This is a genomic window from Balneolales bacterium ANBcel1 (assembly GCA_029688905.1).
GTDB lineage: Bacteria > Bacteroidota > Rhodothermia > Balneolales > Natronogracilivirgulaceae > SLLW01.
Genome location: JARULB010000002.1, coordinates 437,830 through 463,944, shown reverse-complemented (window position 1 = coordinate 463,944; position 26,115 = coordinate 437,830). Strand labels below are relative to the sequence as shown.

Annotated in this window: 23 protein-coding genes; 20 read left to right on the top strand and 3 right to left on the bottom strand. The window is 53.0% G+C overall.

The window, feature by feature from the left end; translation table 11 throughout:
- Positions 1-83: 83 nt before the first annotated feature.
- Positions 84-899: an inositol monophosphatase family protein gene (locus QA596_04100; GenBank protein ID MDG5766639.1), complete on the bottom strand. Its 816-nt coding sequence runs from the start codon at positions 897-899 to the stop codon at positions 84-86.
- Between the two features lie 114 nt (positions 900-1,013).
- On the opposite strand from QA596_04100, the gene QA596_04095 reads away from it, so the two are divergent.
- The 4 genes from QA596_04095 to coaE all read left to right on the top strand — a co-directional run bounded on the left by QA596_04095 (position 1,014) and on the right by coaE (position 4,961).
- The gene (locus QA596_04095; protein ID MDG5766638.1) at positions 1,014-1,256 is read left to right on the top strand and encodes a hypothetical protein; all 243 of its coding nucleotides are present in this window, start codon (positions 1,014-1,016) and stop codon (positions 1,254-1,256) included.
- Between the two features lie 129 nt (positions 1,257-1,385).
- Positions 1,386-2,502 (top strand): peptide chain release factor 2 gene (prfB, locus tag QA596_04090; protein MDG5766637.1). Its coding sequence is split into 2 segments (ribosomal slippage): positions 1,386-1,460 and positions 1,462-2,502, totalling 1,116 coding nucleotides; the frame shifts between segments, so codons are not numbered across the junction.
- Positions 2,495-4,081 carry an L-aspartate oxidase gene (gene nadB, locus QA596_04085; GenBank protein ID MDG5766636.1) on the top strand — a complete coding sequence of 529 codons (1,587 nt, stop codon included), beginning with the start codon at positions 2,495-2,497 and terminating at the stop codon, positions 4,079-4,081. Before prfB ends, nadB begins: the two co-directional genes overlap by 8 nt.
- A gap of 277 nt (positions 4,082-4,358) precedes the next feature.
- Positions 4,359-4,961 carry a dephospho-CoA kinase gene (gene coaE / locus QA596_04080; protein MDG5766635.1) on the top strand — a complete coding sequence of 201 codons (603 nt, stop codon included), beginning with the start codon at positions 4,359-4,361 and terminating at the stop codon, positions 4,959-4,961.
- A 59-nt stretch (positions 4,962-5,020) separates the two neighbouring features.
- Here coaE and QA596_04075 read toward each other — a convergent pair whose 3' ends face one another.
- On the bottom strand, positions 5,021-5,488 hold the full coding sequence (locus QA596_04075) for a DUF192 domain-containing protein (GenBank protein ID MDG5766634.1): 468 nt from the start codon (positions 5,486-5,488) through the stop codon (positions 5,021-5,023).
- 287 nt (positions 5,489-5,775) lie between these two features.
- On the opposite strand from QA596_04075, the gene QA596_04070 reads away from it, so the two are divergent.
- The 6 genes from QA596_04070 (at position 5,776) to QA596_04045 (ending at position 12,855) form a co-directional block, all read left to right on the top strand.
- Positions 5,776-6,240: a hypothetical protein gene (locus QA596_04070; GenBank protein ID MDG5766633.1), complete on the top strand. Its 465-nt coding sequence runs from the start codon at positions 5,776-5,778 to the stop codon at positions 6,238-6,240.
- 28 nt (positions 6,241-6,268) lie between these two features.
- Complete coding sequence (gene nusA / locus QA596_04065; protein ID MDG5766632.1) at positions 6,269-7,525, top strand: transcription termination factor NusA; 1,257 nt, start codon at positions 6,269-6,271, stop codon at positions 7,523-7,525.
- Positions 7,526-7,568: 43 nt separating this feature from the next.
- The gene (infB, locus tag QA596_04060) at positions 7,569-10,496 is read left to right on the top strand and encodes a translation initiation factor IF-2 (GenBank protein ID MDG5766631.1); all 2,928 of its coding nucleotides are present in this window, start codon (positions 7,569-7,571) and stop codon (positions 10,494-10,496) included.
- Positions 10,493-10,930, top strand: a complete 438-nt coding sequence (rbfA, locus tag QA596_04055; protein ID MDG5766630.1) for a 30S ribosome-binding factor RbfA — start codon at positions 10,493-10,495, stop codon at positions 10,928-10,930. The genes infB and rbfA overlap by 4 nt, the downstream gene beginning before the upstream one ends.
- Positions 10,931-10,945: 15 nt before the next feature.
- Positions 10,946-11,686 (top strand): tRNA pseudouridine(55) synthase TruB, encoded by a 741-nt coding sequence (gene truB / locus QA596_04050; GenBank protein MDG5766629.1) that lies wholly within the window; start codon positions 10,946-10,948, stop codon positions 11,684-11,686.
- Positions 11,687-11,910: 224 nt separating this feature from the next.
- Complete coding sequence (locus QA596_04045) at positions 11,911-12,855, top strand: bifunctional riboflavin kinase/FAD synthetase (GenBank protein MDG5766628.1); 945 nt, start codon at positions 11,911-11,913, stop codon at positions 12,853-12,855.
- Between the two features lie 2 nt (positions 12,856-12,857).
- Here QA596_04045 and QA596_04040 read toward each other — a convergent pair whose 3' ends face one another.
- Complete coding sequence (locus QA596_04040) at positions 12,858-12,995, bottom strand: hypothetical protein (protein MDG5766627.1); 138 nt, start codon at positions 12,993-12,995, stop codon at positions 12,858-12,860.
- A 78-nt stretch (positions 12,996-13,073) separates the two neighbouring features.
- Between QA596_04040 and rpsO the strand changes: the two genes are divergently transcribed.
- The 10 genes from rpsO (at position 13,074) to QA596_03990 (ending at position 26,075) form a co-directional block, all read left to right on the top strand.
- On the top strand, positions 13,074-13,343 hold the full coding sequence (rpsO, locus tag QA596_04035) for a 30S ribosomal protein S15 (GenBank protein MDG5766626.1): 270 nt from the start codon (positions 13,074-13,076) through the stop codon (positions 13,341-13,343).
- Positions 13,344-13,500: 157 nt separating this feature from the next.
- Positions 13,501-15,606 carry a polyribonucleotide nucleotidyltransferase gene (pnp, locus tag QA596_04030; GenBank protein MDG5766625.1) on the top strand — a complete coding sequence of 702 codons (2,106 nt, stop codon included), beginning with the start codon at positions 13,501-13,503 and terminating at the stop codon, positions 15,604-15,606.
- Positions 15,607-15,957: 351 nt separating this feature from the next.
- Positions 15,958-17,211: a pitrilysin family protein gene (locus tag QA596_04025; GenBank protein ID MDG5766624.1), complete on the top strand. Its 1,254-nt coding sequence runs from the start codon at positions 15,958-15,960 to the stop codon at positions 17,209-17,211.
- Positions 17,195-17,374: a hypothetical protein gene (locus tag QA596_04020; protein ID MDG5766623.1), complete on the top strand. Its 180-nt coding sequence runs from the start codon at positions 17,195-17,197 to the stop codon at positions 17,372-17,374. The genes QA596_04025 and QA596_04020 overlap by 17 nt, the downstream gene beginning before the upstream one ends.
- 85 nt (positions 17,375-17,459) lie before the next feature.
- Entirely contained in the window at positions 17,460-18,953 is a 1,494-nt protein-coding gene (locus QA596_04015) for an asparagine--tRNA ligase (GenBank protein MDG5766622.1), read from the top strand.
- Between the two features lie 48 nt (positions 18,954-19,001).
- Complete coding sequence (gene holA / locus QA596_04010; GenBank protein ID MDG5766621.1) at positions 19,002-20,114, top strand: DNA polymerase III subunit delta; 1,113 nt, start codon at positions 19,002-19,004, stop codon at positions 20,112-20,114.
- A gap of 708 nt (positions 20,115-20,822) precedes the next feature.
- On the top strand, positions 20,823-21,275 hold the full coding sequence (locus QA596_04005) for an AraC family transcriptional regulator (GenBank protein MDG5766620.1): 453 nt from the start codon (positions 20,823-20,825) through the stop codon (positions 21,273-21,275).
- Positions 21,276-21,338: 63 nt separating this feature from the next.
- Entirely contained in the window at positions 21,339-21,566 is a 228-nt protein-coding gene (locus QA596_04000) for a hypothetical protein (GenBank protein MDG5766619.1), read from the top strand.
- An 85-nt stretch (positions 21,567-21,651) separates the two neighbouring features.
- Positions 21,652-22,758: a hypothetical protein gene (locus QA596_03995; protein ID MDG5766618.1), complete on the top strand. Its 1,107-nt coding sequence runs from the start codon at positions 21,652-21,654 to the stop codon at positions 22,756-22,758.
- A gap of 119 nt (positions 22,759-22,877) precedes the next feature.
- Positions 22,878-26,075: an efflux RND transporter permease subunit gene (locus QA596_03990; GenBank protein MDG5766617.1), complete on the top strand. Its 3,198-nt coding sequence runs from the start codon at positions 22,878-22,880 to the stop codon at positions 26,073-26,075.
- Positions 26,076-26,115 lie beyond the last annotated feature (40 nt).

Here is a 26,115-nt window from a genome sequence, read left to right as displayed (position 1 = left end):
CACCGCAGCAGTTCGCGACGGGCATGAAGTAACCGGCAGGCAGGGACTGAGCGTATCTGTTTGGCCGGGAAAGTTTTGCCGATTCAGGCGGTGACGGTCGTGATATACGAAATGACCTCATCGGGGGTGTCCGCAGGCAGGGAATAGAAACGGTCGCAGTAGACCAGCCCGTTGTTGAAACGGGTCTGTTCCCCGTAGGTGATGGCCCCGGTTTTATAGCCGGCCGATTCCATGATTGCCGCCGGTGCGCCAAGGTCCCAGTACGCCGTTTTTCGGAAGCTGATAAATCCGGTGTTCACGGCGCTCAGTGGACTGATGATGTTGTGGGAGGCGACCGAGGTCCGTTTCACGCTCAGGTGGGTTATCTCTTCAATCCGGTTGCGCAGGGCCGGCGGGGCACCCTTGACCACCAGCGGCTTCCGATGTTTCCAGCTCAGGGGAGTGTGGATGTCGCGGTACTCGTCACGGGATGAATACAAGCGCGCTTTCGTCATCGCGTTTCCGTACAGAACGATATTTCTCTCCGGCTGATACAGCACCCCGAAGCTCGCCTTGCCGCCGGTGCAGATGCTGATCAGAATGAAGTAGTTGGGCGATCCATCGATAAACTTGCTGGTTCCGTCCAGCGGATCCACAAACCAGACAAGGTCGGAATCGGGCGGGTAACGGTGGGAGTCGGAATCCTCCTCACTGACAACCGCCTCGCCCGGAAAATATCGGTGAAGCAGGTCCAGCCAGAACGCACTCATTTCTTCATCCACATCCGTGACTTTGGAACCGTCCTTCTTGCTCCGGATGCCGTAACCCCGGTTTCTCTGATACAGTCGCAGCTTGCGTCCCGCGTACTCGAGATGGGGATACAACCAACTGAAACGTCGATGAAACTCTTTTTCCGTCATACGTTTGAACCGGCAGGGCAGCAACCGGCTGTATCATATATTCGCGTTTTTTATTAATATGACTACCGACAGGAACCTATTTTTTCCAAATAAACAACCGCTGGACAAATTACTATGGAACAAGTTAAGAGCAAAACCCAAGATAAACTGGATGAACTGTCGAAAAAGTTCGACTCATCCTACAAAGATGTTATTGAGAAACTCAACGATGAGAAAGACCGCCTGGAACATGAACTGCGACAGGAGTACAGGACGGCACGAAGATATGTCAGAACGCATCCGGAGGAAGGAGTTGCGTATGCCTTTCTCGGAGGAGTGGTCGCGGGCATTATACTGGCGAAACTGTTTTCACGCTGAATCTGAACGCGGTACTGTTTTTTTAACCGCGAAAAACCATGTATCTTGCATCATGGACACGGTTATTCCGAGAGGGGTAGCCGTTTTTTTTGAGTAATCATATTTATACTTTTTTTTGGAAGGCAAGCTATGGCAGAATTAGCATACACCACCGAGCAGGTGGACCGGTTATTGCAGCGCGTGGAAGCGCTGAGGAGGTATCTTTGACTACGATGTACGCAAAGAACGGATAAAGGAGCTGGAATTCCAGGCGCAGCAACCCGGCTTCTGGGATGATGCCGAAAAGGCACAGGCGCTCATGAAAAACCTCAACCATGAGAAATCGTGGGTGGAGAAGTGGGATCAGCTCGATGAGCGGAGGCAGAATATCCTGCTGTTCCGCGAGATTATGGAAGAGGGGGATGATGTCACAGAGGAGTTCAATGCGGAAGTCGTGCAACTCCAAAAGGAGGTGGAAGACCTCGAGTTCAAGAATATGCTCGATCAGCCCGACGACCGCCGGGACGCGCTACTGACCATCAATCCCGGCGCAGGCGGAACCGAAAGCCAGGACTGGGCCGAAATGCTCTACCGCATGTATGTGCGCTGGGCCGACCGGGCCGGAATGGATACTACCGTGCTGGAGTATCAGCAGGGGGAAGTGGCCGGTATCAAAAGCGCCTCTCTTGAAATAAAGGGGGATTTCGCTTACGGCTTCTTGAAAGCGGAAAACGGCGTGCACCGATTGGTGCGTATCTCTCCGTTTGATAGCAATGCCAGGCGCCACACATCGTTCTGCTCGGTTTTTGTTACACCAATGGTCGATGACGAAATCGAAATCGACCTGAAGCCGGACGATATCGAGCTTCAGCGGTTTCATGCCGGAGGAAAAGGCGGTCAGAATGTGAACAAGGTGGAGACCGGAGTACGGCTCGTCTGGACCGGCACGCTTTCCGACGGCCGGCAGGAACGGGTGGTCGCCGAATGCCAGCAGGAACGGTCACAGCTCCAAAACCGCGAAAAGGCAATGGTGATGCTCAAATCCAGAGTCTATGACCTGGAAAAACGGATCCAGGAAGAGCAGAAAAACGCAGTGGAAAGCACCAAAATGAAAAACGAATGGGGGTCGCAAATCCGCTCCTATGTCTTCCACCCCTACAACATGGTCAAGGACCACCGGACCGGACACGAAACCTCCTCCGTGGATGATGTCATGGATGGCGAGATCGACCCCTTCATAAAAGCATACCTCATGTCTGATGCCTGACTCTTTTGATTTTCTGGTAATTGGCAGTGGCGGAGCCGGACTCTCCTATGCGCTCAGGGTTGCCCGCTTCGGCACCGTGGCCATCATAACGAAAAAGGATTCGGCCGAGTCCAATACAAACTATGCCCAGGGCGGGCTGGCCAGTGTCGTGGACAAAGAGGACCGGTTTGAGGATCACGTCAATGACACCCTGATTGCAGGAGCCGGCCTGTGCCGCAGGGAAGTGGTGGAGATGGTTGTTCGCAGCGGACCCGATGTGGTGCGGGAACTGCTCGACTGGGGCGCCCGTTTTACCAGCGTCGACGGCACTCTCGATCTGGGCCGGGAAGGGGGACACTCGCGGAAGCGTATTGTCCATGCCGCAGACCGTACCGGCAACGAAATTGAACGGGCCCTGCTTGAAGCACTGGACCAACACCCCAACATCCGGGTTTTTGAACACCATTTTGCCCTGGAACTGATCACCGAGCACCACCTCGGGAAAAAAGTCACAAAATACGACAAGGATACCCACTGCTACGGAGCTTACGTCTTTGATACCCGCTCCGGTCACGTGGAACAGATCCTCGCAAAAGCCACGCTTCTTGCCACCGGCGGAGTCGGCCAGGTCTATCAGCATACCACCAACCCCTCCATCGCCACCGGTGACGGAATCGCCATGGCATACCGGGCTAAAGCGCGTGTGGCCAACATGGAGTTCATGCAGTTTCACCCCACCACTCTGCATGTGCCGGGAGCCAAATCCTTCCTCATCTCCGAGGCTGTTCGGGGAAAGGGGGGTATTCTCCGGACCCGCCAGGGACACGCGTTTATGGCCGATTACGACGACAGAGCCGAACTGGCTCCCCGCGACATCGTTGCCAGGGCTATCGACAACCACCTGAAAAAATCCGGAGATGAGTGTGTCTATCTTGATGTCACTCATGTTGATAGTGATGTAATCAAGGAGCACTTCCCCAACATTACACAGACCTGCCTGTCTTTTGGTGTGGATATTACCAGGGAGTGGATTCCGGTGGTACCGGCGGCGCACTATCTGTGTGGCGGAGTCGTGACCGACATGGAGGGACGAACCTCCATCCACGGACTTTATTGCGCCGGTGAGGCGGCCTGCACCGGTCTGCACGGTGCGAACCGGCTGGCTTCCAACAGTCTGCTGGAGGCGATCGTTTTTTCGAGGCGCGCAGCCGAACAGTCGATGAACTATATCGCCGATTATGGGCACACCCCTGACGTGCCGGAGTGGGACGACAGCGGAACCGTGAATGTCGAAGAAGCCGTGTTGATATCACACAATCTACAAGAGCTTCAAAAGGTTATGTGGGATTATGTGGGAATTGTTCGAAGTAATTTACGGTTGGAGCGGGCGTTCCGCAGAACACGGCTTCTGTACGAGGAGACCGAGAGTTTTTATCAGCGTACGCGGGTGAGTGTCTCATTGTGCGAGCTGAGAAACCTGATTGCAAACGCCTACATGGTGATTCGATCTGCCATGAGCCGGAAGGAAAGCCGCGGCTTGCACTATACAACAGACTACCCTGAACCCGTTGATAGTGAAAAGAAGGATACCGTCATCTGACCCATCCGGGTCGAGGTACATGAAGTTTCCCGGTTAATCTTCCCGGAAAACGGCCCGTGCAGGTGTCCGGTCAGATATCTGGTAATTGATGTGATACACGGAGCCGGCGGTTTCGTTTGGTAAAAGATCGCTGGTCGTGTGATGCGGCGGGCATCCAAAAAAAACGCCCGTTCGGCATATCTATGGTGACGGCTGGTCCCTTTGGAGCGGCCGGAGCAAAAGTATCCCGAAATAACTGGCAGTTACACATACGTAATGTGACAAACGGAGATCGGCTATGCTTCGAATTGGAATTACTGGTGGAATCGGCAGTGGAAAAACAACGGTGTGCCGGGTTTGGGAGCGGCTGGGCGCGCATGTGATCTATGCGGATGATTTGGCCAAGTCGCTGATGGTTAATGATCCCGAATTAAAGCAGCAGCTCGTGGAAGCGTTCGGGGAGGAGGTGTATCTGGAAGACGGTTCACTCGACCGGCATCGGCTCTCTGTAAAAGCGTTTGGAGAAGGTCGTGTGGAGGAGCTGAACCGGCTGGTGCATCCTGTTGTCTGCCGGGAAATTGACCGGATCGAAGAAGAGGCCCGGAAAGAGGGTACTACCATTGCAGTAAGAGAGGCGGCGCTGCTGCTGGACAAAGGGCGTCCCGAGGTCCTGGATGCCGTCATCCTGGTTACCGCTCCGGAGGAGGAGCGCATCCGGCGGGTGTCAAAGCGCGATCAGTCCGATGAAAAACAGGTGCGGGAGCGTATGCAGCGCCAAAAACTGGAGTCGGATATGCGTCCGTATGCCGATCTGGTCATCGAAAACAACGGCAGCCGGGAGTTGCTGGAGGAGAAGGCCGATGTGATCTTCAGGGAGCTGGAGCCCCTGGCGGGAGCATAAGGGGGATCAACAGGGAGATCCGTCACGGCGGTCAAAGCCGCAATGCGCCATCCGTCAGCTCACCACTCCAGTCGCATTCCCTCGCGGATATCGTGTTCACGCGTAAAACCCGCATTCACCTCCAGTACATATCGCGCCGGCAGTTCCGAGGTGATCTGGCGCTCCGAAAAAGGGGTGGTATTGGTCCGGATACGGACGATTTTACGATTGCTGTCCAGAAAAAGGATATCCAGGGAGATCGGTGTGTTGACCATCCAGAAACTTCTGGGCCGTTCGTCATCAAAAAGGAAGAGCATACCGGAATCAAAAGGCAACTCGTGCACATCCATCAATCCGGTACTTCGCTCCAGGTCTGTTTGCGCCAGAGCAACCTGTACCGTTACAACCTGTTCATCGCCATCGTAGATCACCGCCTCTGCTTCAGGTGTGATGGTGCGCCCCCGCTGCTGTACCGTTTCGTCGACTTCTTCGGAGCATGATACGGCAGTCAGTGTCAATACCAGGAGGGTGATTGCGAGTTTATACATGGAGACTCTGATTATTTATCCATTCCGGGAGCGGGCCGGGTGGAAACCCAAACCTGCCGTCATTATTGCCGATGTCCGCCCCGAGGATTTACCACCGGTGCCGGACAATCTCTGAAGATACAAAAACAACGGCAGAATATCCGATCCAAACCCCCGTGCAAGCTTCTCTGCGAAGTGATTTTACCCGCTGCGCTGTTTGGGTATTGCCAAAAATAGACGTATATTTGTTCTTTGTAAGTGAACCCGAAAAAGTTCACTTTTTTTGTATTTGGAATTCAGAATTCGGAGTGTTGACGCAGGAGCTGGAAGAAATCAACGCATTGGCAGAACAGGTTCTTGAAGACAGTGACCTGTTTCTGGTAGAAACGGAACTCAGGGGGTCCGCTGGGAATCGTGTGATCTCGTTATTCGTGGAATCGGAGGCAGGCCATATATCGCTGAACCGATGTGCGGAGCTGAGTCGCGAGATCAAGCTGTTGCTGGATGCTGCAGGCTGGCGGGACAGTCAGTACACGCTGAATGTCTCATCGCCCGGGGTTGACCGGCCGCTTAAAGACTTCAGGCAATATATAAATAACAAAGGACGTAACGCTTCTGTGGTTTTTGAAAAAGACGGCGAACGGATTCGTGTGGAAGGCAAAATCACAGACGCGAAGCCGGAGGTCATTACTCTGGAAACCGAGAATAAAACTCCAGTGGAAATCCCTTTTGGAGCGATTGAAGAGACCCGGATAAAGGTCTCTTTCAAATAACGTTAACGGCATTTTCGATACATTTTACATGCAAACGGATATTTCAAAACAGATTATTCACTCTTTTGCCGAAATTGCAAAAGACAAGGGCATCGACAGGGATCTGCTTCTATCCATACTGGAAGACGTTTTCCGATCCATGATCCGGAAGAAGTACGAGTCGGATGACGCTTTTTCGGTGATTTTGAACCCGGATCGGGGAGAGATCCAGATGATGCATATCCGTGAAGTGGTTCCCGACGAGGAGCTGAGCGATCCCGTCAATGAGATCGGTATTTCGGAGGCGAAGAAACTGGATCCGGATCTGGAATTGTACGATGAGTTCGCCCAGGAAATCAAGATAGAGGACTTCGGCAGGCGTTCGGTCATGATGGCCCGTCAAACCCTGGCCCAGCGAATCCGGGAAATCGAGAAGGATAACATTTTTGAGGACTACAGCGACAGAATCGGAGAAATCGTTCTGGGGGATGTCTATCAGGTGAGAAACCGCGATATCCTGGTCAATCATAACGGTGTGGAACTGGTGCTGCCCAAAAACCAGCAGATCTATAAAGATCGCTACCGGAAAGGGGATACCATCCGGGCCGTTGTCGTGGAAGTAAAACGGCAGGAAGGCAATCCGGCCGTGATCATCTCGCGCACCTCGCCGCTTTTTCTGGAGCGCCTTTTCGAGAACGAGATTCCTGAAGTTTTTGACGGTGTGATTGAAATTATCAAGACCGTCAGGGAACCCGGCGACCGTTCCAAGGTGGCGGTGGTTTCACACGACGAACGTGTTGACCCGGTCGGTGCCTGTGTCGGCATGAAGGGTATCCGTATTCACTCGATTGTCCGTGAACTTTGCAATGAGAATATCGATGTAATCAACTACACGGACGATATCCATACCTTTATCAAGCGCGCTCTGCAGCCCGCCCATGTGCAGTCGGTTGACCTCGATGCGAAAAACCAGCGGGCCAAGGTCGTGGTACCCGCCGATCAGGTCTCCAAGGCGATCGGAAAAGGCGGGGTCAATATCCGGCTGGCAACACAGCTGACCGGCTACGAGATCGATGTATACCGTGAAGTCGAGGATGAAGACGATATCGATATCTTTGAATTTGCCGACGACTTCGGCGATGAAGTGGTGCAGCTCTTGTTCGATATCGGCTGCGATACCGCCCGCGCAGTGCTGGAACTGAGTCCCGAGGAACTGGAGCGCCGAACCGAGGGCCGGCTCGAACTGAAAGATGCAAAACAGATCATCCGGACGATCGAGCTTGAATTTGAAGAAGATGAAGTATAACCGGCCCCGGCTTTTTTTTAAAAACTGAACAGAATCGCTTTATATGACAGGAACTGCTAAACCGAAACGTTTATTCAAGGTGGCATCCGAGTTCAACGTTTCCACGCAATCTATCGTGGACTCCCTGAACGAAAACGGCTTTGGCATAGACAACAAGCCGAACGTCAAGATTACGCCCGAAATGTATGCCACCCTGGAGTCGGTTTACGGTGAAGACAAGGCCAAAAGCAGGGATCACATCCGTGCCCGTGAGGAATACGAAGAGCGTCGGAGTACATTTCGTACCGGCAGAAACGAGTCGGTTACCCTCGACAGTTTTCTGGAGCCGCTCGATGACCTCCAACCGATAGACGAGAAAAAAGGAAAAGACGAAGAGCTTCCTCTCCAGCCGATTGAGAAGTCCGGGGATGAGGACGGCAAGGCCGCGCCCGACAGTACCGTTGCCGACGAACTCCAGCCGGAAGAGACCGCACAGGAAAAGGAGGCTGAACCGGCCGCTGCCGAAGAGCAAGAGCCGGCGGCAGAGGATGCTCCCGATGATGCCGAGGCCGAAACGGAGGAGTCGGTGCCGGATCAGGCGGAATCTGAAGTACCCGAAGAAACTTCCCCTGCACAGGATACCGTTGCAGACGACTCGGCAAAAGAGCCCGATCCCGGAGAAGTCGCCGATGCGGATGAAGAAACCGAAGAGATACCTGATCTTGATGCGGATGATGCCGATGATGAACCGGAAGCAGCTCCGGAAATCATCAGGGGCCGCAAAGAGAAGCTTGCCGGGACAAGGGTGCTCGGAAAAATCCAGATTGCTGACCCTTCGGATATCGGAGGCCGCAAAAAGAGGAAAAAAGGCAAGAAAGGGAAAGCGGAGGATACTACCGATGCGGCAAGCCCCGCACTTGAGGACGAAGACAAGCCAAGGAAGAAGAAGGTAGCCGCCAAAAAGGTCAAAGGCGACAAGCCCGAGATCAAGCCTGAAACGGAAACCGATAAGCCCAAGAAGAAGAAAAAGCGGATCAAGTCACGTAAAGCTCCGAAAGTGGACGAATCGGACGTCGAGTCCAAGATGAAGGAGACGATGGCCATGCTCAGCACCGGCGGATCCGCGGGCAGGAAACGTCAGAAGCGCCGTAAGCAGAAACGCGAAGAGATGGCCGCCGAGCGGGAAATGATGCAGTCGGAACGGCAGGAACAGGAGATGCGCGTTCTGGAGGTGACCGAGTTTATCACCGTCAGCGATCTTGCCGACTTGCTGGGCGTTTCACCTAACGAAATCATCATGCATTGCATGAACCTCGGGATGGTAGTCTCGATCAACCAGCGCCTTGAAGCCAGTACAATCGAGCTGCTGGCCGAAGAGTACGACCGCGAGGTGGTATTCGTGGATGCACAGGAGCTGGATGAAGATATTGATGAGGATGAAGAGGATGATCCGGCCGATCTCAAGGCGCGTTCACCGGTTGTTACCGTCATGGGACATGTCGACCACGGAAAAACCTCCCTGCTTGATTACATCCGGAAGGCAAAAGTTACGGCCGGTGAAGCCGGCGGTATCACCCAGCACATCGGTGCCTATGAGGTGAACCTGCCCGACAAGCGAAATATCACATTTCTGGATACCCCCGGCCATGAGGCCTTTACCGCGATGCGGGCACGGGGAGCGCAGGTCACAGACATGGTAATTCTGGTAGTGGCGGCAGACGATGCCGTAATGCCTCAGACCATCGAGGCGATCAACCACGCCCAGGCCGGCGGTGTACCTCTGGTCGTTGCTATCAACAAGATCGACAAGGAAGGAGCCAGCACAGACCGCATCAAGCAGCAGCTGTCCGATCATAATGTACTGGTGGAAGAGTGGGGCGGAAATGTACAGGTGGCCGAAGTCTCCGCACACACCGGGCAGGGAATCGACGAACTGCTGGATAAAGTACTTATTGAAGCGGAGCTGATGGAGCTCAAGGCCAACCCGGATCGCAAGGCCTCCGGAATCATTCTCGAAGCCAAGATAGACCGAGGCAAGGGTGTAGTCGCCAATATCCTGATACAGCGTGGCACCCTTCGTGTCGGCGACCCCTTCGTTGCGGGATCCTACTCCGGCAAGGTTCGGGCTCTGGAGAACGAATTCGGAGACCGGCTCGAAGAGGTGGGACCGGCCCAACCGGCGCAGCTTACCGGTTTTGACGGCATTCCGCAGGCCGGCGACAAAATTGTCTCGGTCCAGGACGATCGCACCGCCAAGAACATCGCCCAGCAGCGGCAGCAGATCAAGCGGGAACAGTCACTGCGTCAGGTCAAACACGTCACCCTCGACGATATCTCGCGCCGCCTCGCCCTCGGGGAAGTGGCCGAGCTCAACATCATTATCAAGGGCGATGTCGACGGATCCATCGAGGCGCTTGCCGGGTCCCTTCAGAAAATTTCCAACGAGGAGGTCAAGGTCAATATCATCCACACCGGTGTGGGTGCTATCACCGAATCGGACGTGCTGCTTGCGTCGGCCTCCAATGCGATTATCATCGGCTTCCAGGTGCGCCCCTCTGCTAACGCCAGAAAACTGGCTGAAACCGAGGAGATCGACATCCGCCTGTTCAGCGTCATCTACGACGCAGTGGATGCCGTCAGGGATGCCCTTGAAGGATTGCTTTCACCCGAATTAAGTGAAAAGACCACCGCCACCCTCGAAGTCAAGGATACCTTCAGAGTGCCCAAGGCCGGAACCATCGCAGGCTGCAAGGTTACCGACGGAAAAATCAACCGGAACTCCAATGTCCGCCTGATCCGTGACGGTATCGTGATTTATGAAGGCGAACTGACCTCGCTCAAACGGTTCAAGGATGATGTCAAGGAAGTGGCCAGCGGATTTGAGTGTGGCCTGGGCATCAAGAACTACAACGATATCAAGGTGGGCGATGTCATCGAAGCCTATGTTGTGACGGAAACCAAACGCAAACTCAAGAGCGAAACAAGCGAATGAGTATTCGAACCGAACGGGTAGCAGCACTGCTCAAGGCCGATCTCGGTGAAATTCTTCAGTTGGACTATCAGCATGACGCGATTCTGACGGTTACCAACGTGCGGATTTCTCCCGACCTGATGCAGGCCCACGTCTATCTGAGCATTCTCTCAACGCACGGGGATGTGGAACAGAATTTTGAACTCATCCGGGAAAAAACAGTCGAAATCCGGAAAAAGCTGGCCGGACGTATCCGCCATCAGGTGCGCAGAATTCCGGAACTCCATTTTCACCTGGATGATACCGCCGACTACGTGGAGAAAATCGACTCCCTGTTCCGGAAGATTGAATCGGACCGTAAAGCCGCTCCTTCCGGGGATGATGACTCGCGCAGAGACGGCGACGACAGCTCCGACTCTGACCCTAAGCCGGGTAGCTCCGCCCGAAAAGCCTGACAGCCCGTTCTCCGGATGGAAATGCAAACTGATCCGACGTCCCGGTTTCCGGTTTATGATCGCAACAACATGCCGAGCCCCGGTTCGGATCACTCGGAAGGGGCCATCTTTCTGCTGGACAAACCGTCGGGATGGAGCAGTTTTGATATCGTCAAATTTGTGAGAGGCCGTATCCGCACAAAAAAAACCGGTCACGCTGGAACACTGGATCCCCTGGCAACCGGTTTGCTGATTCTCTGCGCCGGCAAGGCGACCAAATCGATTTCGCGGTTTCAGGACTATCCCAAGCGGTATCGCGCAACGGTGGCCTTTGGAAGCTCAACGCCAAGCCAGGACGCCGCCACCCAACCCGATGGCCATGCCCCCTTCGAGCATATCAGCAGCGATCGCATCGCCGAGGTGCTCGCCGACCGGTTAACGGGTACCATCCGACAGCTTCCCCCCATGTACTCGGCACTCTGGAAAGACGGCAAGCGACTGTATACCTATGCCAGAAAGGGCGAAGAGGTGGAGCGGGAGCCGAGAGAGGTCACCGTGCATGAGGCGCGCATCATCTCCTGGGAAGCTGGGGTGCTGGGGCTGGATGTACTTTGCAGCAAGGGGACCTATGTGCGGACCCTGGCGCATGACCTCGGTCTCGCCCTGGATTCGCGTGCGCACCTGGCGGATTTGCGCCGTACCGACATCGGGCCGCATTCCGTGGATCACGCAATCTCGGTAGAGGAAATGCGAGAACGATTCCGTGATCAATCATGAATCACACCGTCCTGTTCGGATGCGGAAATGCCCGCTATTTTGGCCGGATTCATGAGGTGCCGCCTCCTGTTACGACCGGTATCGCTTCCGAAAACGACTGGTTGCGTCGGGTTCGGAGGTTACCCGGTTCAGACGATCAAAACCTGTATCCCGGCGGCATGAAATTGAATCTTTTGTTGTTTTAGTGTAACATTTGTGAACATCCCGGTGATTTGGAAAATACAATGAGTCAACCTGTTTACATCGATACGTATGAAAGGCAGCCATCGAATGTGGTTACCGTAGGCACATTCGACGGAGTCCATCTTGGTCATCAGGCACTGATTCGGAATGTGGTCGGCCGGGCGCGGGAGAGAAAGGCGCCGGCTGTTGTGGTCACATTCGATCCCCATCCCAGAGATATCATCCACCCGTCAACGGACGGGGTTCGGCTGCTTACCACACTGCCGGAACGCTCGGAAATCATGCGCCGGTACGGAATCGACAAGATGGTGGTGATTCCATTTACCAGGGACTTCTCGATGCTGTCGTCGGAGCAGTTTGTCCGCGACTATGTTTACAAGCGTGTCGGGGTGGATACGTTTGTGATCGGATATGATCACCATTTCGGGCGCGACCGGGAGGGCTCCATTCAAACCCTGAAGAAACTGGGTGCAGAGCTTGGTTTTTCCGTTCATGTCCAAAGCGCGCAGGAAGTAAAACACACGACGGTGAGCAGTACGGTGATCCGCAGGCTCCTTGAGGATCAGGGGGATGTGGATACGGCCGCGGAAATGCTGGGGCGCCGATACGAAATGAGCGGCACCATCGTCCGTGGCGACCGCAGGGGGAGGACTATCGGCTTCCCCACCGCCAACCTGCAATGGGATGATCCTCGCAAGGTGTTGCCCGCCAATGGCGTATATTGCGTAGAAGCGGAACTGGACGGACAGTGGCTTTCCGGGATGATGAATATCGGGAAACGCCCCACATTTGACGGCACTCCCGGTATTGTGCCGGAAGTGCATCTGTTTGATTTTGACCGGACCGTCTACGGAAGTAAAATGCGTGTCCGGTTCATCCGCCGGATCCGGGGCGAAAAAAAGTTCAGCGGCCCCGAAGCGCTTGTGCAGCAACTGAAAAATGACAGGGAGATGTGCCGTGCCATTTTGAGGGAACTGCCCGGATGAAACTACTCCACCGCCATGAAGCAGAGGGAGTAGATCGGGCGCCGGGCCACCTTGATGCTGCGATAAAGCGACTCCTCCGCCATGGGCAAGACGGCCGAACAGAGAAGCGGTGCGGGTCTGGGTCGTTTGGATTTAGGCATCGAAAAGCGTAAATTGCAATGCTAACTTAAATACCCATCTACTTTAGCATTATAACATCTAAAGCGGAGATTGATTACATGAATATTACAACAGAAGAAAAGAAGGATATTTTCAAGAAATTCGGCAAATCGGGGGATGACACCGGCGCGCCGGAAGCGCAGATTGCACTTTTTACAGAGCGCATCAACAGGCTTACCGACCATCTCAGGACACATAAAAAAGATCACTCAACCCGCCTCGGGTTGCTTCGTCTGGTCGGAAAGCGCCGCCGCCTTCTCAACTATGTCATGAAAAAGGATATTGAAGGATACCGCAAACTTATCAAAGAGCTGGGTATCCGTAAATAATAAAAAGGCACGATACTCTCGTGCCTTTCTTGTATAAAAAACCCATCATATTAACAATATCCGGGTACGTGATTTTCGGGCTTTTTTGCACATCATGGGACCTCGTCCCCCCGGCTGTTGTATTGTACGCAAACGAAGATAGAAGACCAGTAAACCTATGAAAGCTGAATTAAGAACGATAGAATACGCACCAGGAAAAGAGCTGTCCGTCGATACCGGACGTCTGGCCAAACAGGCTAACGGCAGTTCCTTTGTACGCATCGGGGATACGGTAGTGATGGCCACCGCCACCGCCGCCAGAGAGCCCCGCCCCGGCCAGCCATTTTTCCCACTGACCGTTGAATTCAAGGAGACGTTTGCCGCCGGCGGAAAGTTTCCCGGTGGTTTTATTAAACGAGAGGGCCGCCCCTCCGAAAAAGAAATTTTATCCGCCCGGTTGATCGACCGGACCATCCGCCCGCTTTTCCCGGACGGATTCATGAATGAGACCCAGGTTATCTGCCAGGTTTTTTCGTCGGACGGTGAAAACGACGGCGATGTAATCGGAGCGGTTGCCGCATCCCTGTCGCTGACCATCTCGGACATCCCGTTCGAAGGACCCATGGCGCAGGTGCGCGTGGCGCGGGTCAACGGCGAATTTGTCATCAACCCGACCGTAACCGAACTCAAGGCCGCCGATATTGAAATGACGGTTGGAGGAACGCTGGAAAGCGTGGTTATGGTGGAAGGCGAAATGGACGAATGCTCCGAGGAGGAGATGGTCGAGGCCATCCGCAAAGGGCACGAAGCAATCAAAAAACTCTGCCAGTTCCAGATCGATCTGCGCGAAGAGCTTGGCAAGGAGAAATGGGCTGATCCCGAGCCGACCATCACCGAAGAACTTGAATCCAAGGTACGCGAGCTGGTAGGTGACCGCTTTATCGATATCAGCCGGCAGAAGCTGAGCAAAAAAGAGTACGGCCAGGCCTGCAAGGATGTACGGACGGATGTGAAGGAGCAGCTTGCCGAGGAGTTCCCCGAGCAGGAAGAGGATATCTCCGATGTCTGCAACACCATCCAGAAAGAGTCCATGCGCAAGGTGCTGCTCGAAGAATCACAGCGCATCGACGGCCGCAAGCCGGACGAAATTCGTCCGATCTGGACCGAAGTGGGCTATTTGCCGCGTACGCACGGTTCCGCCATCTTTACCCGCGGGGAAACCCAGGCGCTGGCATCGGTGACCCTCGGAACCAAGCGGGATGAGCAGATGATCGACACGCTGTTCTACAACGACGCAAAAAGGTTCATGCTCGACTACAACTTCCCGCCCTATTGCACCGGCGAAGTGAAGATGATGCGCGGAGTTTCCCGCCGTGAAATCGGTCATGGTAACCTTGCCGAGCGCGCGATCAAGCGCCTGGTACCGTCAACCGAAGAGTTCGACTACACCATTCGGGTGGTGTCGGATGTGCTCGAATCCAACGGCTCTTCCTCCATGGCCTCGGTTTGCTCCGGCTCCATGGCACTGATGGACGCCGGTGTGCCTCTGGCCAAGCCCGTAGCGGGTATTGCCATGGGCATGATTGTCGGCGACGACAAGCATGTCGTGCTCTCCGACATCCAGGGCGAAGAAGATCACATGGGTGACATGGACTTCAAAGTGACCGGTACTACCGACGGAATCACCGCCTGCCAGATGGATATCAAGGTTAAGGGCATCTCCTACGAAGTGATGGTCGAGGCGTTGCAGCAGGCCAGGGAAGGCCGGCTCCATATCCTCGAGCGCATGGCGGAATCCATTTCGGTTCCCCGTGAGGAGGTCTCCCAGTACGCTCCGTCTTTCGTTAAAATCGAAGTGGACACCGACCAGATCGGCGGCATCATCGGCCCCGGCGGCAAGGTGATCCAGTCCATTCAGCGTGAGAGCGGCGCAGAGGTCATGATCGAAGAGGTCGGCAACAAGGGTGTTGTCACCATTTCTGCGGACAGCAAAGAGAAAATTGACGCGGCCGTTCAGAAAATCAAGGGAATCACCGGCAACCTGGAAGAAGGCGAAATCTACACCGGAACCGTTCGTTCTATTAAGGAATACGGTGCGTTTGTAGAGATTATGCCGGGTCGCGACGGACTGCTTCACATCTCCGAAATTGATCACAAGCGCATCAACAAGGTGACCGATGTGCTTTCGGAAGGGGATCAGATAGAAGTCAAGTTGCTGAAAGTGGAAGATGGCGGCAAACTGCGCCTCTCCCGCAAAGCCCTTATCCCGAAAGAGGATAACTGACGGCTGCAACAAGCTTTCAGTCAGCCATTCAAAAAGCGTCGTCATACTGTTGACGGCGCTTTTTTTTTAGTCTGAACGGAAACACCGGAATTCCGGGAAACGCTATAGTTCCCGAAAGCAAGGAACGTCCCGGAACTGCGGAAGTCCAAATACCTGTGGAAGCCCGGAAACCGGAATTATTTTCGGAATCACCGGAAGTCTCAGAAACAACAGCAGTGCAAGAAACACCGGAGATCCCGAAAACAGCGGAAGTCCCAAAACCGATCATACAAAAGTGCGATCATGTGTTTTGATCCCTCCGTGGCACCGGTTATTATATACCACTCTGATTACATCAATTGACAAACCCTTATGAGTACACCAGACCGCGTTCAAAAAACCGTACTGCCCAACGGCCTGCGCATTGTCACCGAAACCATCCGAACGGTCCGCAGCCTCTCTGCCGGTATCTGGGTGAAAACCGGAAGTCGGCACGAAAAAGAAGAGGCGGCCGGCATCACCCACTTTCTGGAACACATGCTGTTCAAAGGCACCGAGCGACGCTCGGCGTATGATATTGCACAGAGCATGGAGGCGGTCGGCGGCTACCTGAACGCGTTCACCTCGCCGGAAATGACCTGCTACTATGCCCGGTGTCTGGATACCGAGCTGGATACCGCCCTGGACGTGCTCACCGACATGGTGCTGCACTCCCGGTTTCCGGAAGAGGAGATAGAGAAAGAGAAGAAAGTGGTCATCGAAGAGATGAAAATGTACCGGGACAATCCGGAAGACTTTATTTTCGAGGAGTTCCACAAGCAACTGTTCGAGCCCCATCCGCTCGGAAGGCCGATCATCGGGTATGAATCTACAGTCAACAAGTTTGCCCAGAATGACCTGTTTGATTACCTCCACGAACAGTATCACCCCTCCAACGTCATCATCGCTGTTGCAGGCAACGCCGAGCACGACCGGGTGGTGGCGCTCGTTCAAAAATACTTCCAGCCGCTGGAGCGGGATTTCCAGGGCAACGGAGACCAGCCGATCACCCCGTACAAGGCCGGCAGCACGGTCCTGAAACGCCCGATCGAACAGACCCACTTCATGATGGGCAGGCGGGCGCTCTCGGCCACGGATGCCGACCGCTACAAGTTGCTGCTTGCCAATACGGTGCTCGGTTCGGGCATGAGCTCCAGGCTCCATCAGAACATCCGGGAAAAATACGGGTACTGCTACCACATCCAGTCGTTCATGGAGGCGTTTCGCGACTGCGGTCTGTTCGGGATCTACACCGGCACCGACCGCGGCTACGTCGACCACATAAGAGAGCTGATACTCACCGAGCTCCGGAACTTGCGGGAACAGCCGATCCCCGAGAAAGAGCTGGAAGAGGCCAAATCGCAGCTTAAGGGCAAAATGCTTCTGGCCCAGGAGAGCATGAGCAGCCGGATGACCCGCCTGGCGAAAAGTGAGATATTTTATGACCGCTACATCACAATGGATGAACTTGTAGCCGAAATTGATCGTGCGGATTCCGGACAAATTCGCGATCTTTGTGCAACGTTTTTTGATGAAGACCAGATGACCGAAACAATATTGATGCCTGAGGATGGCGGTATTGCCTGATGCCGGAATCGTATGGTTCCTGAGGATGGCGGTAGTGCCTGATGCCGGGCGCCAGAGCAGCTGGCTGAAGTCCGCGCTGCGAGCGGCGCAGCCCCATCCCCGGATGAGCGTTCGAAGCATCCCAGGACAGAGTACCGGTAATACGGCCGAAACAGGCGCATAACCGGTTTCTTCGCAACAGGTTCGGAATCCGGAAAGGAGTAGCGAATAACAGCCGTTTGCAAACCGTTCAAACAAAACCGACATACATGGTATATATTACTAATATTTCCGAATATGACGGCCGCCAGGCCACACTCAAAGGGTGGGTGTACAACATTCGAACCAGCAAGAAGCTGGTGTTCATCATTGTCCGGGACGGAACGGGACTTTGCCAGACCATTGTGGCCCAGGAGGACGTTTCCGATGAGGTATGGCAGGAAGCCCAAAATCTGCAGCAGGAAAGCGCGATTGAGATCACCGGAATGGTTCAGGCGGATGAGCGAAGCATCGGCGGGTACGAACTCCATGTAACCGGACTCAAAACCGTTTCCAGGGGAGAGGAATACCCCATCACCCCCAAAGAGCACGGCATCGAATTTCTGATGGAGCATCGCCACCTGTGGCTGCGAAGCCGCAAGCAATGGGCGGCCATGCGCGTGCGCAACACCATCATCTACGCCATCCACCGATTTTTCCAGGAACGCGGTTTCATTCAGATGGACGCGCCCATTTTCACGGGCAACGCGGCCGAGGGTACGACCAACCTGTTCGAGACCGATTATTTCGACCGTAAAGCCTACCTTACCCAGTCGGGCCAGCTTTACGGGGAGGCGATGGCTATGGCACACGGCAAGATCTACACCTTCGGCCCCACCTTTCGCGCCGAAAAAAGCAAAACCCGCCGTCACCTCACCGAATTCTGGATGATCGAGCCCGAGATGGCGTTTTACGATCTGCCGATGAACATGGATCTGGCCGAGGAGATGATTTCGTTCATCGTTGCCGAAGTGCTGGCGAAAAACCGGGCCGAGCTGGAAGTTCTCGAGCGGGATATCACCAGGCTGGAGCGGATTCAGAAACCGTTTCCGCGTATCAGCTATAGCGAGGCGGTTGAACGACTGAAATCGCCCGCCATGCAGGAAAAACTGGATACCATGGCCTCAGAACGTCACGCGGAGGCGGAAGCGCTCAAGCAGGAACGAACGGACCTGGACGCGGAATTTGGTCAGGCAAAAAAAGGACGGAAGTTTCAGATCGACCGGCGGCGGGGCGAAATTAACGCCCGGCTGGAGCAGGTGGAAGAGGATCTCAGGAATATTCCGGTCTGGAAGAAATCGGCACTCGAGAAAAAGTGGGGCGAAGATTTCGGCGGCAGCGATGAAACACTGCTCACCATGGACGAGCAGACGCCGGTCATGGTCTACGGATACCCGGCCGAGGTGAAGGCCTTCTATATGAAACGTGACCCCGAGGACGATAACATCGCCCTGGGTGTGGATATGCTTGCGCCGGAAGGATATGGAGAAATCATCGGAGGCGGCCAGCGGGAGGAGGATCTGGAAACCCTGAAGCAACGGATCCGTGAACACAACCTGCCGGAAGAGCAGTTTCGCTGGTACCTCGATTTGCGCAAGTATGGATCGGTTCCCCATTCCGGTTTCGGGCTGGGCCTGGAGCGGACGGTGGCGTGGCTCTGCGGACTCAAACACGTTCGTGAGACCATCCCGTTTCCCAGAATGATGGGCCGGTTGTACCCCTGACCGTTATGCCGCTGTATCCTCTAACCGTTTTATCGAACGAAAGCAGTCATGGCGAAACCATCCAGCCTGGAACACTATAAAAACCTCCTGAAAGAGTTGCAAGGACCGGAACTGAAACCGGTTTACGGCTTTTTTGGCGAGGAGAGTTTTTTCCTCGACCGCCTGCAGGATGCGGCGGAGTCGGTTGTGCCGGATGAGGCGCGCGACTTCAACCTCGATATCCTTTATGGTGAGGAGTTCACCCTGGACAAGCTGATCGGTATTTGTCGCAGCTATCCGATGATGGCCGAGCGACGGGTGGTGATTGTCCGCGACTTTATGAAGCTGTTCGCACGTGATTCAGCCGGCAAATCGGAGCAGGAGGATTCGCCGGACGCACCCGGACAGGAGTCGCTATCCACCGGCGGGGGAAGTCCCGATGACCTGGTGGCCTATCTCAACCAGCCGAATCCCACCACCACACTGGTGCTGGTGAATGACAAGCGTCCGGCCGCAACCACAAAAATCGGCAAGGCGCTCAGGAAAAGCGAAAAGGTAACCGTGCATACGTTCGAGCCGGTCCCCGACTACCGGCTGCAGCAATGGATCACGGAGTGGGCGCGCAGCGAGCATCAGCTCGGTTTTGAAGATAGCGCCACACAGCTGCTGGCCTACCACGTCGGGAACAACCTGCAGCAACTCACGGTCGAAATTGAAAAACTCTCGACCTACAGAACGGATCAGGGCGCGATTACCGTGGAGGATGTGCGCCAGGTTGTGGGGCTGTCGCGCGAATTCACCATGTTTGATTTCTCGGATGCCCTGATGGAGCGGAACACCGAGAAGGCCATGTTTGTGGCGCATCAGATGATCGGCAAAGCGGATTCACCGGCCGGCGAGGTGATCAAGATGATCGGCTTCCTCTACACGACATTCGGCAAAATCTGGCATATACAGCGGCTTTCCCGCAAAGGCCTGACCCCCGACCAGATTCGGGATCACACCGGCATCAACAGCACCTTCTATTACAAAAAGCTGGCCCAGGCCGGACGTCACTATTCGCTGGCATCCTGCCCGCATGTATTTGAAACACTTCTCGATGCCGACAAGGCGATCAAGGGGTTCAGCAAAGAGTCACCGGAGGCCATCCTTCTTATGACCGTCAAGAAATTGACCGCCTGACCCGAACCGTGACCAAAGTGCCCGGGTGGATTTGCCGGCAGGATCGCAACCCGGAAAAACCCGAAATGGCAGGAGAATCCGGTAGCACGAATGAAGCGGCCGGGTTTTCAGGAATTCGGAGAGAATAGTATTTGCAAGCGCTGTCGCTGATTAAAAGCCTGACACCCCGGCAATGAGACAACAGTGACAGAATTCTGAACAGGTGTGACCGGACTCCTGAGCATGCTTATGACGGCATGAGGCGTACTGGAATTCGCGATACCGGGGAAATCGAAAGGTTGAGAGAGAAATTGAACTATTAAGAATTACTAATGTAAGGAATTGCCGGTGAGGGTCTCTACCTAGCATAGAAATGCGCCGAAACGTCCTGTATAATGCCACAATAAGAGATATTGTTACTAAAACTGTTCTGCTTTAATGCCATTTTATTACTTGTAAAGGCCGGCTTTATCCATTGGCAGGAGATTTCCTGCACATTACAGGAGTTCTTCCGGCTTGGGGACCTGGATGACTTTGATGAAAAGCACTGCTTTACCGTGTTGCTATTCATTCACTTTGCTGCCAACAACAATGCTGCTATCTGTATTGTGGATAACCGGTCAGGAGAGCGCCTGTTGGTGTCGCCCAAATCATATTTCTCCCGGAGTGAGCGATATACAGGCAGATTGACACATACTGTTCGAACGTAAAACTTGCAAAACTGGCTTTATGGTACATTATAGCAATTCAGAAGTGGAGAGGATAAAACGTTATGTCATCAAGAAGTATGGAGAAAAGAACAGAAAATACCGGTATGATGTGGTGGAGTGGATCGACCTTATCCACACTCATTTAAATTCAGAAGAGTTGACAATAGCCTGGTTGACGAAAAAAGCTGGATTTGGAAAAAAAACGAGTGAAAGATTTCATGCAGACGTTGGCGTAACAGCAAAGTTTTATATTACCAAACTACGCATGGAGATGGCAAAAAAATTAATAGACAAAGGGGTGGTAAATACAATGATTCTGGCTGTATATGTTGGTTACAGTAACAGGAGTACCTTTTCAAAGGCTTTTTTCAGATATTATGGGATATATCCATCCATTTATCATAATAAAAATGGGGGGGATAATTCACGTATTTATTCACACATGTTTGTAGTTTATGATACTATACTCTAAACAACAATCTTGATGAATGTCGGATTGTTATGAAAAATAAATAATAACAAAAAGAGAAGTGTTATGAAAACGATGAAGAGAAGTATACAGATTATGTGTTTTTCAATGATGCTGGTCTTTGGTGGAATTCATATAAGTGCAAATGATGCTTATGCTTGTGAAAGTACTACTACAAAGGATTGGATTCCAGGTCAAGATTGTGCTGGTGAAGGTAATCGATGCATCATTTGTGAATCCAGTCCATTGCCTGGAGGCCCTGGTGGTCCAGTTCATGAAGCAGATCAACCTTGAGTTCAAGAAGCATGAACTATATTAATGTATCTTTAAAGCGACCTATATTTTTAGGTCGCTTTAAAGATCTAACTGGCTTTTCGATATGAAAAAAATCGCTGTTATATTTACTGTAATTATAGCTATTAGTTGTTCAAAAGAACAAGTAATTGATACAGGCGGAACACTTGATGACATCGCCGATAAGGTGCATGCGATCGTACTGAGTGAGGATGTTACTCAAATTCTTGGAGAGATTAGCTATAATTCGTTGTATTGCAGTAAACATGAGTTGCTTTTGCTGGTCAATCGTGGCAGTCAAAAAATACTCGTCGTCGACATGGAGGGAGAGCTCATATCGAGCTTTGGCGTAGAGGGACGTGGACCAGAAGAGTTGCTGGCGACATCGAATATAGGAATGGACTTGGAGTGTAATATCCTGGTATATGATCATCAGAATCAACTTGTCAAAACATTTTCTCGCCATGGCGAACTGATAAACACGTATGAGCCAGTGACATTAGGTCGGATCTGGAAGAGGGGTAATTATATCTATCATCTTGATAACTACTATTATATATCCATGGAACAACCGGGATGGTTTAACATGGATATGAAAGATATATCAACCTTCGTAAAAATGGATAGTAGCTTCACATACTTTAAAAAGTACGGTCGTATTGATCAATACTATATAAAAGAGTTAGATGACATGATGAGGCATACATTTATGGCTTTGGATAAGTACAGTCGTACTATCATTACTACACATATTATCATTCCGTATTTTAAAATATTTGATGTTGATAATGACTACGAGTATGTCGGCAGATTTGGTTACCAATCTCCCAATTTTTTAATGAGTGATACCCCTATGCGAATGGAACATAGTATGGAACAAAGAATGAATGTTGCATTGGAGAAAAGTATTGTGGATTCACCTTTTATAACTAAAGACTACCTGGTGTTCAGGTTTTACAATTTGACAAAGCAGGGAGCGGCTGACAATGATTTATCAAAAATGTTTTTTTTCCTATCCATATATGACAGGACCAATGACTATGAATACATAACCGAAGTATCAATTCCATACCACCCCATCGCTGTGGACAGCGACCGAAACCGGTTGTTTTTCATTGATACGTTTGAAGCCGATGAAATCGTAATTGGAGTTTATGAGCTTCGTGACCACATAACAAAAACCAGGGGGTGATGAATTATTATATAACCTCAAATCATAAATAATTGAAATAAGGGCTTAAGTTCCGGATCTTGCTTAAGCTGCATTGTGTATGAACTTCCCGTTGAAATTGCAGACCAACTATCTCAGGAATGCTTCTTAAGCGCCCAATAACCGCTCTGATGCTTGTTCTTGCGACGTTTATCTTCGGATATATCGCGCTTCAGGAGCTGTCGGTGGACCTGCTTCCGGATGTGGATGTGCCGTCGCTGATGGTGCGTGCCGAATGGCCCGGAGCTTCAGCAAGCGAAGTGGAAACCCGGATCAATGAGGAGCTTGAAGCTGCCCTTGGAACACTTCCCGGCTTAAAAGGAACGCGCAGCTTCGCCAGACAGGGCATCGGCTTTGTCTCGTTGGAGTTTGAATGGGGACACAATATGGATCTGGCATTTCTGAATGCCAGGGAAACACTCGATCGGGTTCGGGTTCGCCTGCCACAGCAAGCCGAACGCCCCCAGCTGGTTTACTCGGATCCGGGAGATGAACCGGTTGCTGTACTCGGGGTTCGCTTGCAAGATAATCCCGACCCCGGTTATCACGAACGGCTCCAGCTTAAGCAGTGGGCCGACCGGGTACTTTCCCGAAGGCTCGAACTGGAAGACGGTATTGCGCAGGCTGTTGTGGTAGGCGCCGTCACCCCCGAAGTGCATATTCGATATCATCCCCACCTGGCCGACCGGTACGGTCTGTCTGTTGCCGAAATCCGGGCACGTATCACCGAAGCAAATATGTTTTCTCAAACCGGTGAACTGCGCGACGGCTGGTACCGCTATTCACTAAAAGTGGAAAGTCGTATCGCTTCGATTGAACAGCTCCGGCGCCTGCCGCTTAAAAGAATCGGCGGAGAACGCATACTACGTCTTGAGGATGTTGCCGATGTGCAAATGGATGAGCGCGACCCGGTCTCCTTTTCCATGATCGACGGACGCCCCATTCTCTCTGTACTGGTAAAAAAAGATTTCGACAGCAACCTGGTGCAGGTCTATCATCAAATGGTGCCGGTACTGGAAGAACTGCGGCAGCAATTCCCCGGAATTTCCCTGGAAGTACTCACCGAAAACGCCACCTTTATCGAGAAGTCCATCGACAACCTGCTTCAAACCTTGTTAATTGGTGGTGTGCTCGCCTTTTTTGTACTTTTTTTCTTTTTGAACGACCCGCGAAGCCCCCTCACAATTGGTGTCGCGATCCCGGTCAGTATTATGCTGACTTTCTTCGTGATGTATCTTTTTGGCATTCAGCTGAATATTATCTCCCTGAGCGGACTCACTCTCGGTATTGGTTTGCTGGTTGACAATGCCATAGTGGTGCTTGAAAACATCAACCGCCACCGAAAAGCCGGCCTGCCCCTGTTCGAAGCGGCCGGAAAGGGTACCAGAGAGATTGCTCTCGCTATCACGGCATCCACCCTGACCACCATATCGGTTTTTCTGCCCCTGGTTTTTCTTGGCGGTTTTGAGGGCGCCTTCTTCCGGGATCAGGCACTTACGCTCTCCATCGCATTGCTCTCGTCTCTGCTTGTGGCATTGCTCATTATTCCGGTACTGGTTCTCCAGTTTCGCAAACGCCGAACGAAAAGGGAGGGCTCCACCGAATCCGATCCCGCCGCAGCGAAATCCGACCCCGACGCACCGGAAAGCGGCACCATGTTTACCCGGGGTATGGAGCATGCATTGAAACGGTACGAGCAGTTATTGGCTTTCAGCCTGCGCCGGCCGCTCCTGGTCATCTCTCTATTCATGACGGCCTTGCTGCTTGCCGTGCTCTCGTTTCTTTTCATCCCGAAAGAACTCATTCCCCAAGGGGAAGAGCAGCGGCTTCGCTACCGTGTCGTCCTTCCCGGAAATACCGCGCTTCGAACGACACAGGAAGCTGCAAGAGCCATCACCACATCCCTGTACCATAACCAGAACTCCGCAGGGATCGGTGTGAGGGAGGAAGCCGGCCCAACCGGCGCTTCCGGTCGGGGTGGAGCCGCACAGAACGGAGGTTTTGAGGGCATCGGGCCGATGCTCACCATCGGGGGCTATACCGACGACACCAACATCACCCGGCTGGCCGAAGAAGGCATGAATCGCTTTATTCTGGATATCCCGTTACAGTCACCGGAACAGGCCGGCCAAATCCGTGATCACATCCGTTTACTGCAACAACAGCATCCTCAATGGCGCTTCGAACCGCTGGATGCCCTGCCGCTTTTTGAAAACTTTCTGGGGCGTCAGGCGGCGCCGGTCATCGTCCATATTACCGGTGTGGATCGCAATGATGGCGCCGAAGGTATGGAACTGTTACGAGCCAGGATGTCGGAACGCAACCCCGACTGGCAATTCGATCTTCAACACGCGGAAGAGGTGGAAACCTGGCAAATGCATTTTCGTCCGGAGCAGCTTCTTCGTTACAGTATGACCGAAATAGAGGTCATCTCTTTTCTGGAGTCGGCTGCGCGAGGTACTATGATCACCGAGTGGCTGCACGAAGATGAAAATATCGATGTCCGGCTCTATCAGCAGGGCGTCGGCCATTTTGACCCGACCGATATCCGGATACCCAGCCGGGGCCGATCCATCCGGCTTGCCGAGCTGGCACGTATCGAACGTGTGACCGAGCCCGAACAGATTGAACGTATCAACCAGACTCCGGTGCTCAGTTATCTGGGTAATATCGGCCTGGCCGAGTGGTGGTGGGTGCAAAACGACTTCCGGCAAATCGTCGAAGCGTTCCGGCTGGAGACCGGCCTGGATGTAAGTCTCTCCGGCACCGCGATCCAGATAGAGTCGTTGCTGCGCGATATGGCCCGATTGCTGCTAATCAGCGTGATCCTCATCTACATGATTCTCACTATCCAGTACGAAAACCTGAAATACCCGCTTATTATCATGCTTGGTGTTCCTTTCGCATGGATCGGCTCACTGCTGCTGCTATGGGCAACCGGCCTCAGCCTCAATATCCTTTCGTTTATGGGGATTCTGGTGCTCACGGGAATCGCCGTCAACGACGCCATCCTCAAAGTCGATTTCATGCGGCGATACCTCGAAGAGACCGGCCGACTGGATGAGGCGGTTACCATGGCCGGCAGACACCGGTTTCGTCCTGTTATTATGACCACCATGACCACACTGCTCGGATTGCTGCCGATGATCATACCTGTCGGTGACGGTTATGAATTCCGGCAGTCGCTGGCCCTGGCATTAATGGGCGGAATGGTGACCAGCACGCTGCTAACCCTCTTCCTGGTGCCAATGGTGTTTCGGTGGATGGAGTCGGGAAAAGAAAGGGAGGCTACAGAGTAGAAGAACAGTGAAACCCTCACATCGGAACACAAACCATATC

Excerpts from the sequence above, each read along its gene's own strand:
- QA596_04100 (MDG5766639.1), bottom strand. The coding sequence starts at position 899 with ATGACGGAAAAAGAGTTTCATCGACGTTTCAGTTGGTTGTATCCCCAT.
- QA596_04095 (MDG5766638.1), top strand. The coding sequence starts at position 1,014 with ATGGAACAAGTTAAGAGCAAAACCCAAGATAAACTGGATGAACTGTCG.
- nadB (MDG5766636.1), top strand. The coding sequence starts at position 2,495 with ATGCCTGACTCTTTTGATTTTCTGGTAATTGGCAGTGGCGGAGCCGGA.
- coaE (MDG5766635.1), top strand. The coding sequence starts at position 4,359 with ATGCTTCGAATTGGAATTACTGGTGGAATCGGCAGTGGAAAAACAACG.
- QA596_04075 (MDG5766634.1), bottom strand. The coding sequence starts at position 5,488 with ATGTATAAACTCGCAATCACCCTCCTGGTATTGACACTGACTGCCGTA.
- nusA (MDG5766632.1), top strand. The coding sequence starts at position 6,269 with ATGCAAACGGATATTTCAAAACAGATTATTCACTCTTTTGCCGAAATT.
- infB (MDG5766631.1), top strand. The coding sequence starts at position 7,569 with ATGACAGGAACTGCTAAACCGAAACGTTTATTCAAGGTGGCATCCGAG.
- rbfA (MDG5766630.1), top strand. The coding sequence starts at position 10,493 with ATGAGTATTCGAACCGAACGGGTAGCAGCACTGCTCAAGGCCGATCTC.
- truB (MDG5766629.1), top strand. The coding sequence starts at position 10,946 with ATGGAAATGCAAACTGATCCGACGTCCCGGTTTCCGGTTTATGATCGC.
- QA596_04045 (MDG5766628.1), top strand. The coding sequence starts at position 11,911 with ATGAGTCAACCTGTTTACATCGATACGTATGAAAGGCAGCCATCGAAT.
- QA596_04040 (MDG5766627.1), bottom strand. The coding sequence starts at position 12,995 with ATGCCTAAATCCAAACGACCCAGACCCGCACCGCTTCTCTGTTCGGCC.
- rpsO (MDG5766626.1), top strand. The coding sequence starts at position 13,074 with ATGAATATTACAACAGAAGAAAAGAAGGATATTTTCAAGAAATTCGGC.
- pnp (MDG5766625.1), top strand. The coding sequence starts at position 13,501 with ATGAAAGCTGAATTAAGAACGATAGAATACGCACCAGGAAAAGAGCTG.
- QA596_04025 (MDG5766624.1), top strand. The coding sequence starts at position 15,958 with ATGAGTACACCAGACCGCGTTCAAAAAACCGTACTGCCCAACGGCCTG.
- QA596_04020 (MDG5766623.1), top strand. The coding sequence starts at position 17,195 with ATGGCGGTATTGCCTGATGCCGGAATCGTATGGTTCCTGAGGATGGCG.
- QA596_04015 (MDG5766622.1), top strand. The coding sequence starts at position 17,460 with ATGGTATATATTACTAATATTTCCGAATATGACGGCCGCCAGGCCACA.
- holA (MDG5766621.1), top strand. The coding sequence starts at position 19,002 with ATGGCGAAACCATCCAGCCTGGAACACTATAAAAACCTCCTGAAAGAG.
- QA596_04005 (MDG5766620.1), top strand. The coding sequence starts at position 20,823 with ATGGTACATTATAGCAATTCAGAAGTGGAGAGGATAAAACGTTATGTC.
- QA596_04000 (MDG5766619.1), top strand. The coding sequence starts at position 21,339 with ATGAAAACGATGAAGAGAAGTATACAGATTATGTGTTTTTCAATGATG.
- QA596_03995 (MDG5766618.1), top strand. The coding sequence starts at position 21,652 with ATGAAAAAAATCGCTGTTATATTTACTGTAATTATAGCTATTAGTTGT.
- QA596_03990 (MDG5766617.1), top strand. The coding sequence starts at position 22,878 with ATGCTTCTTAAGCGCCCAATAACCGCTCTGATGCTTGTTCTTGCGACG.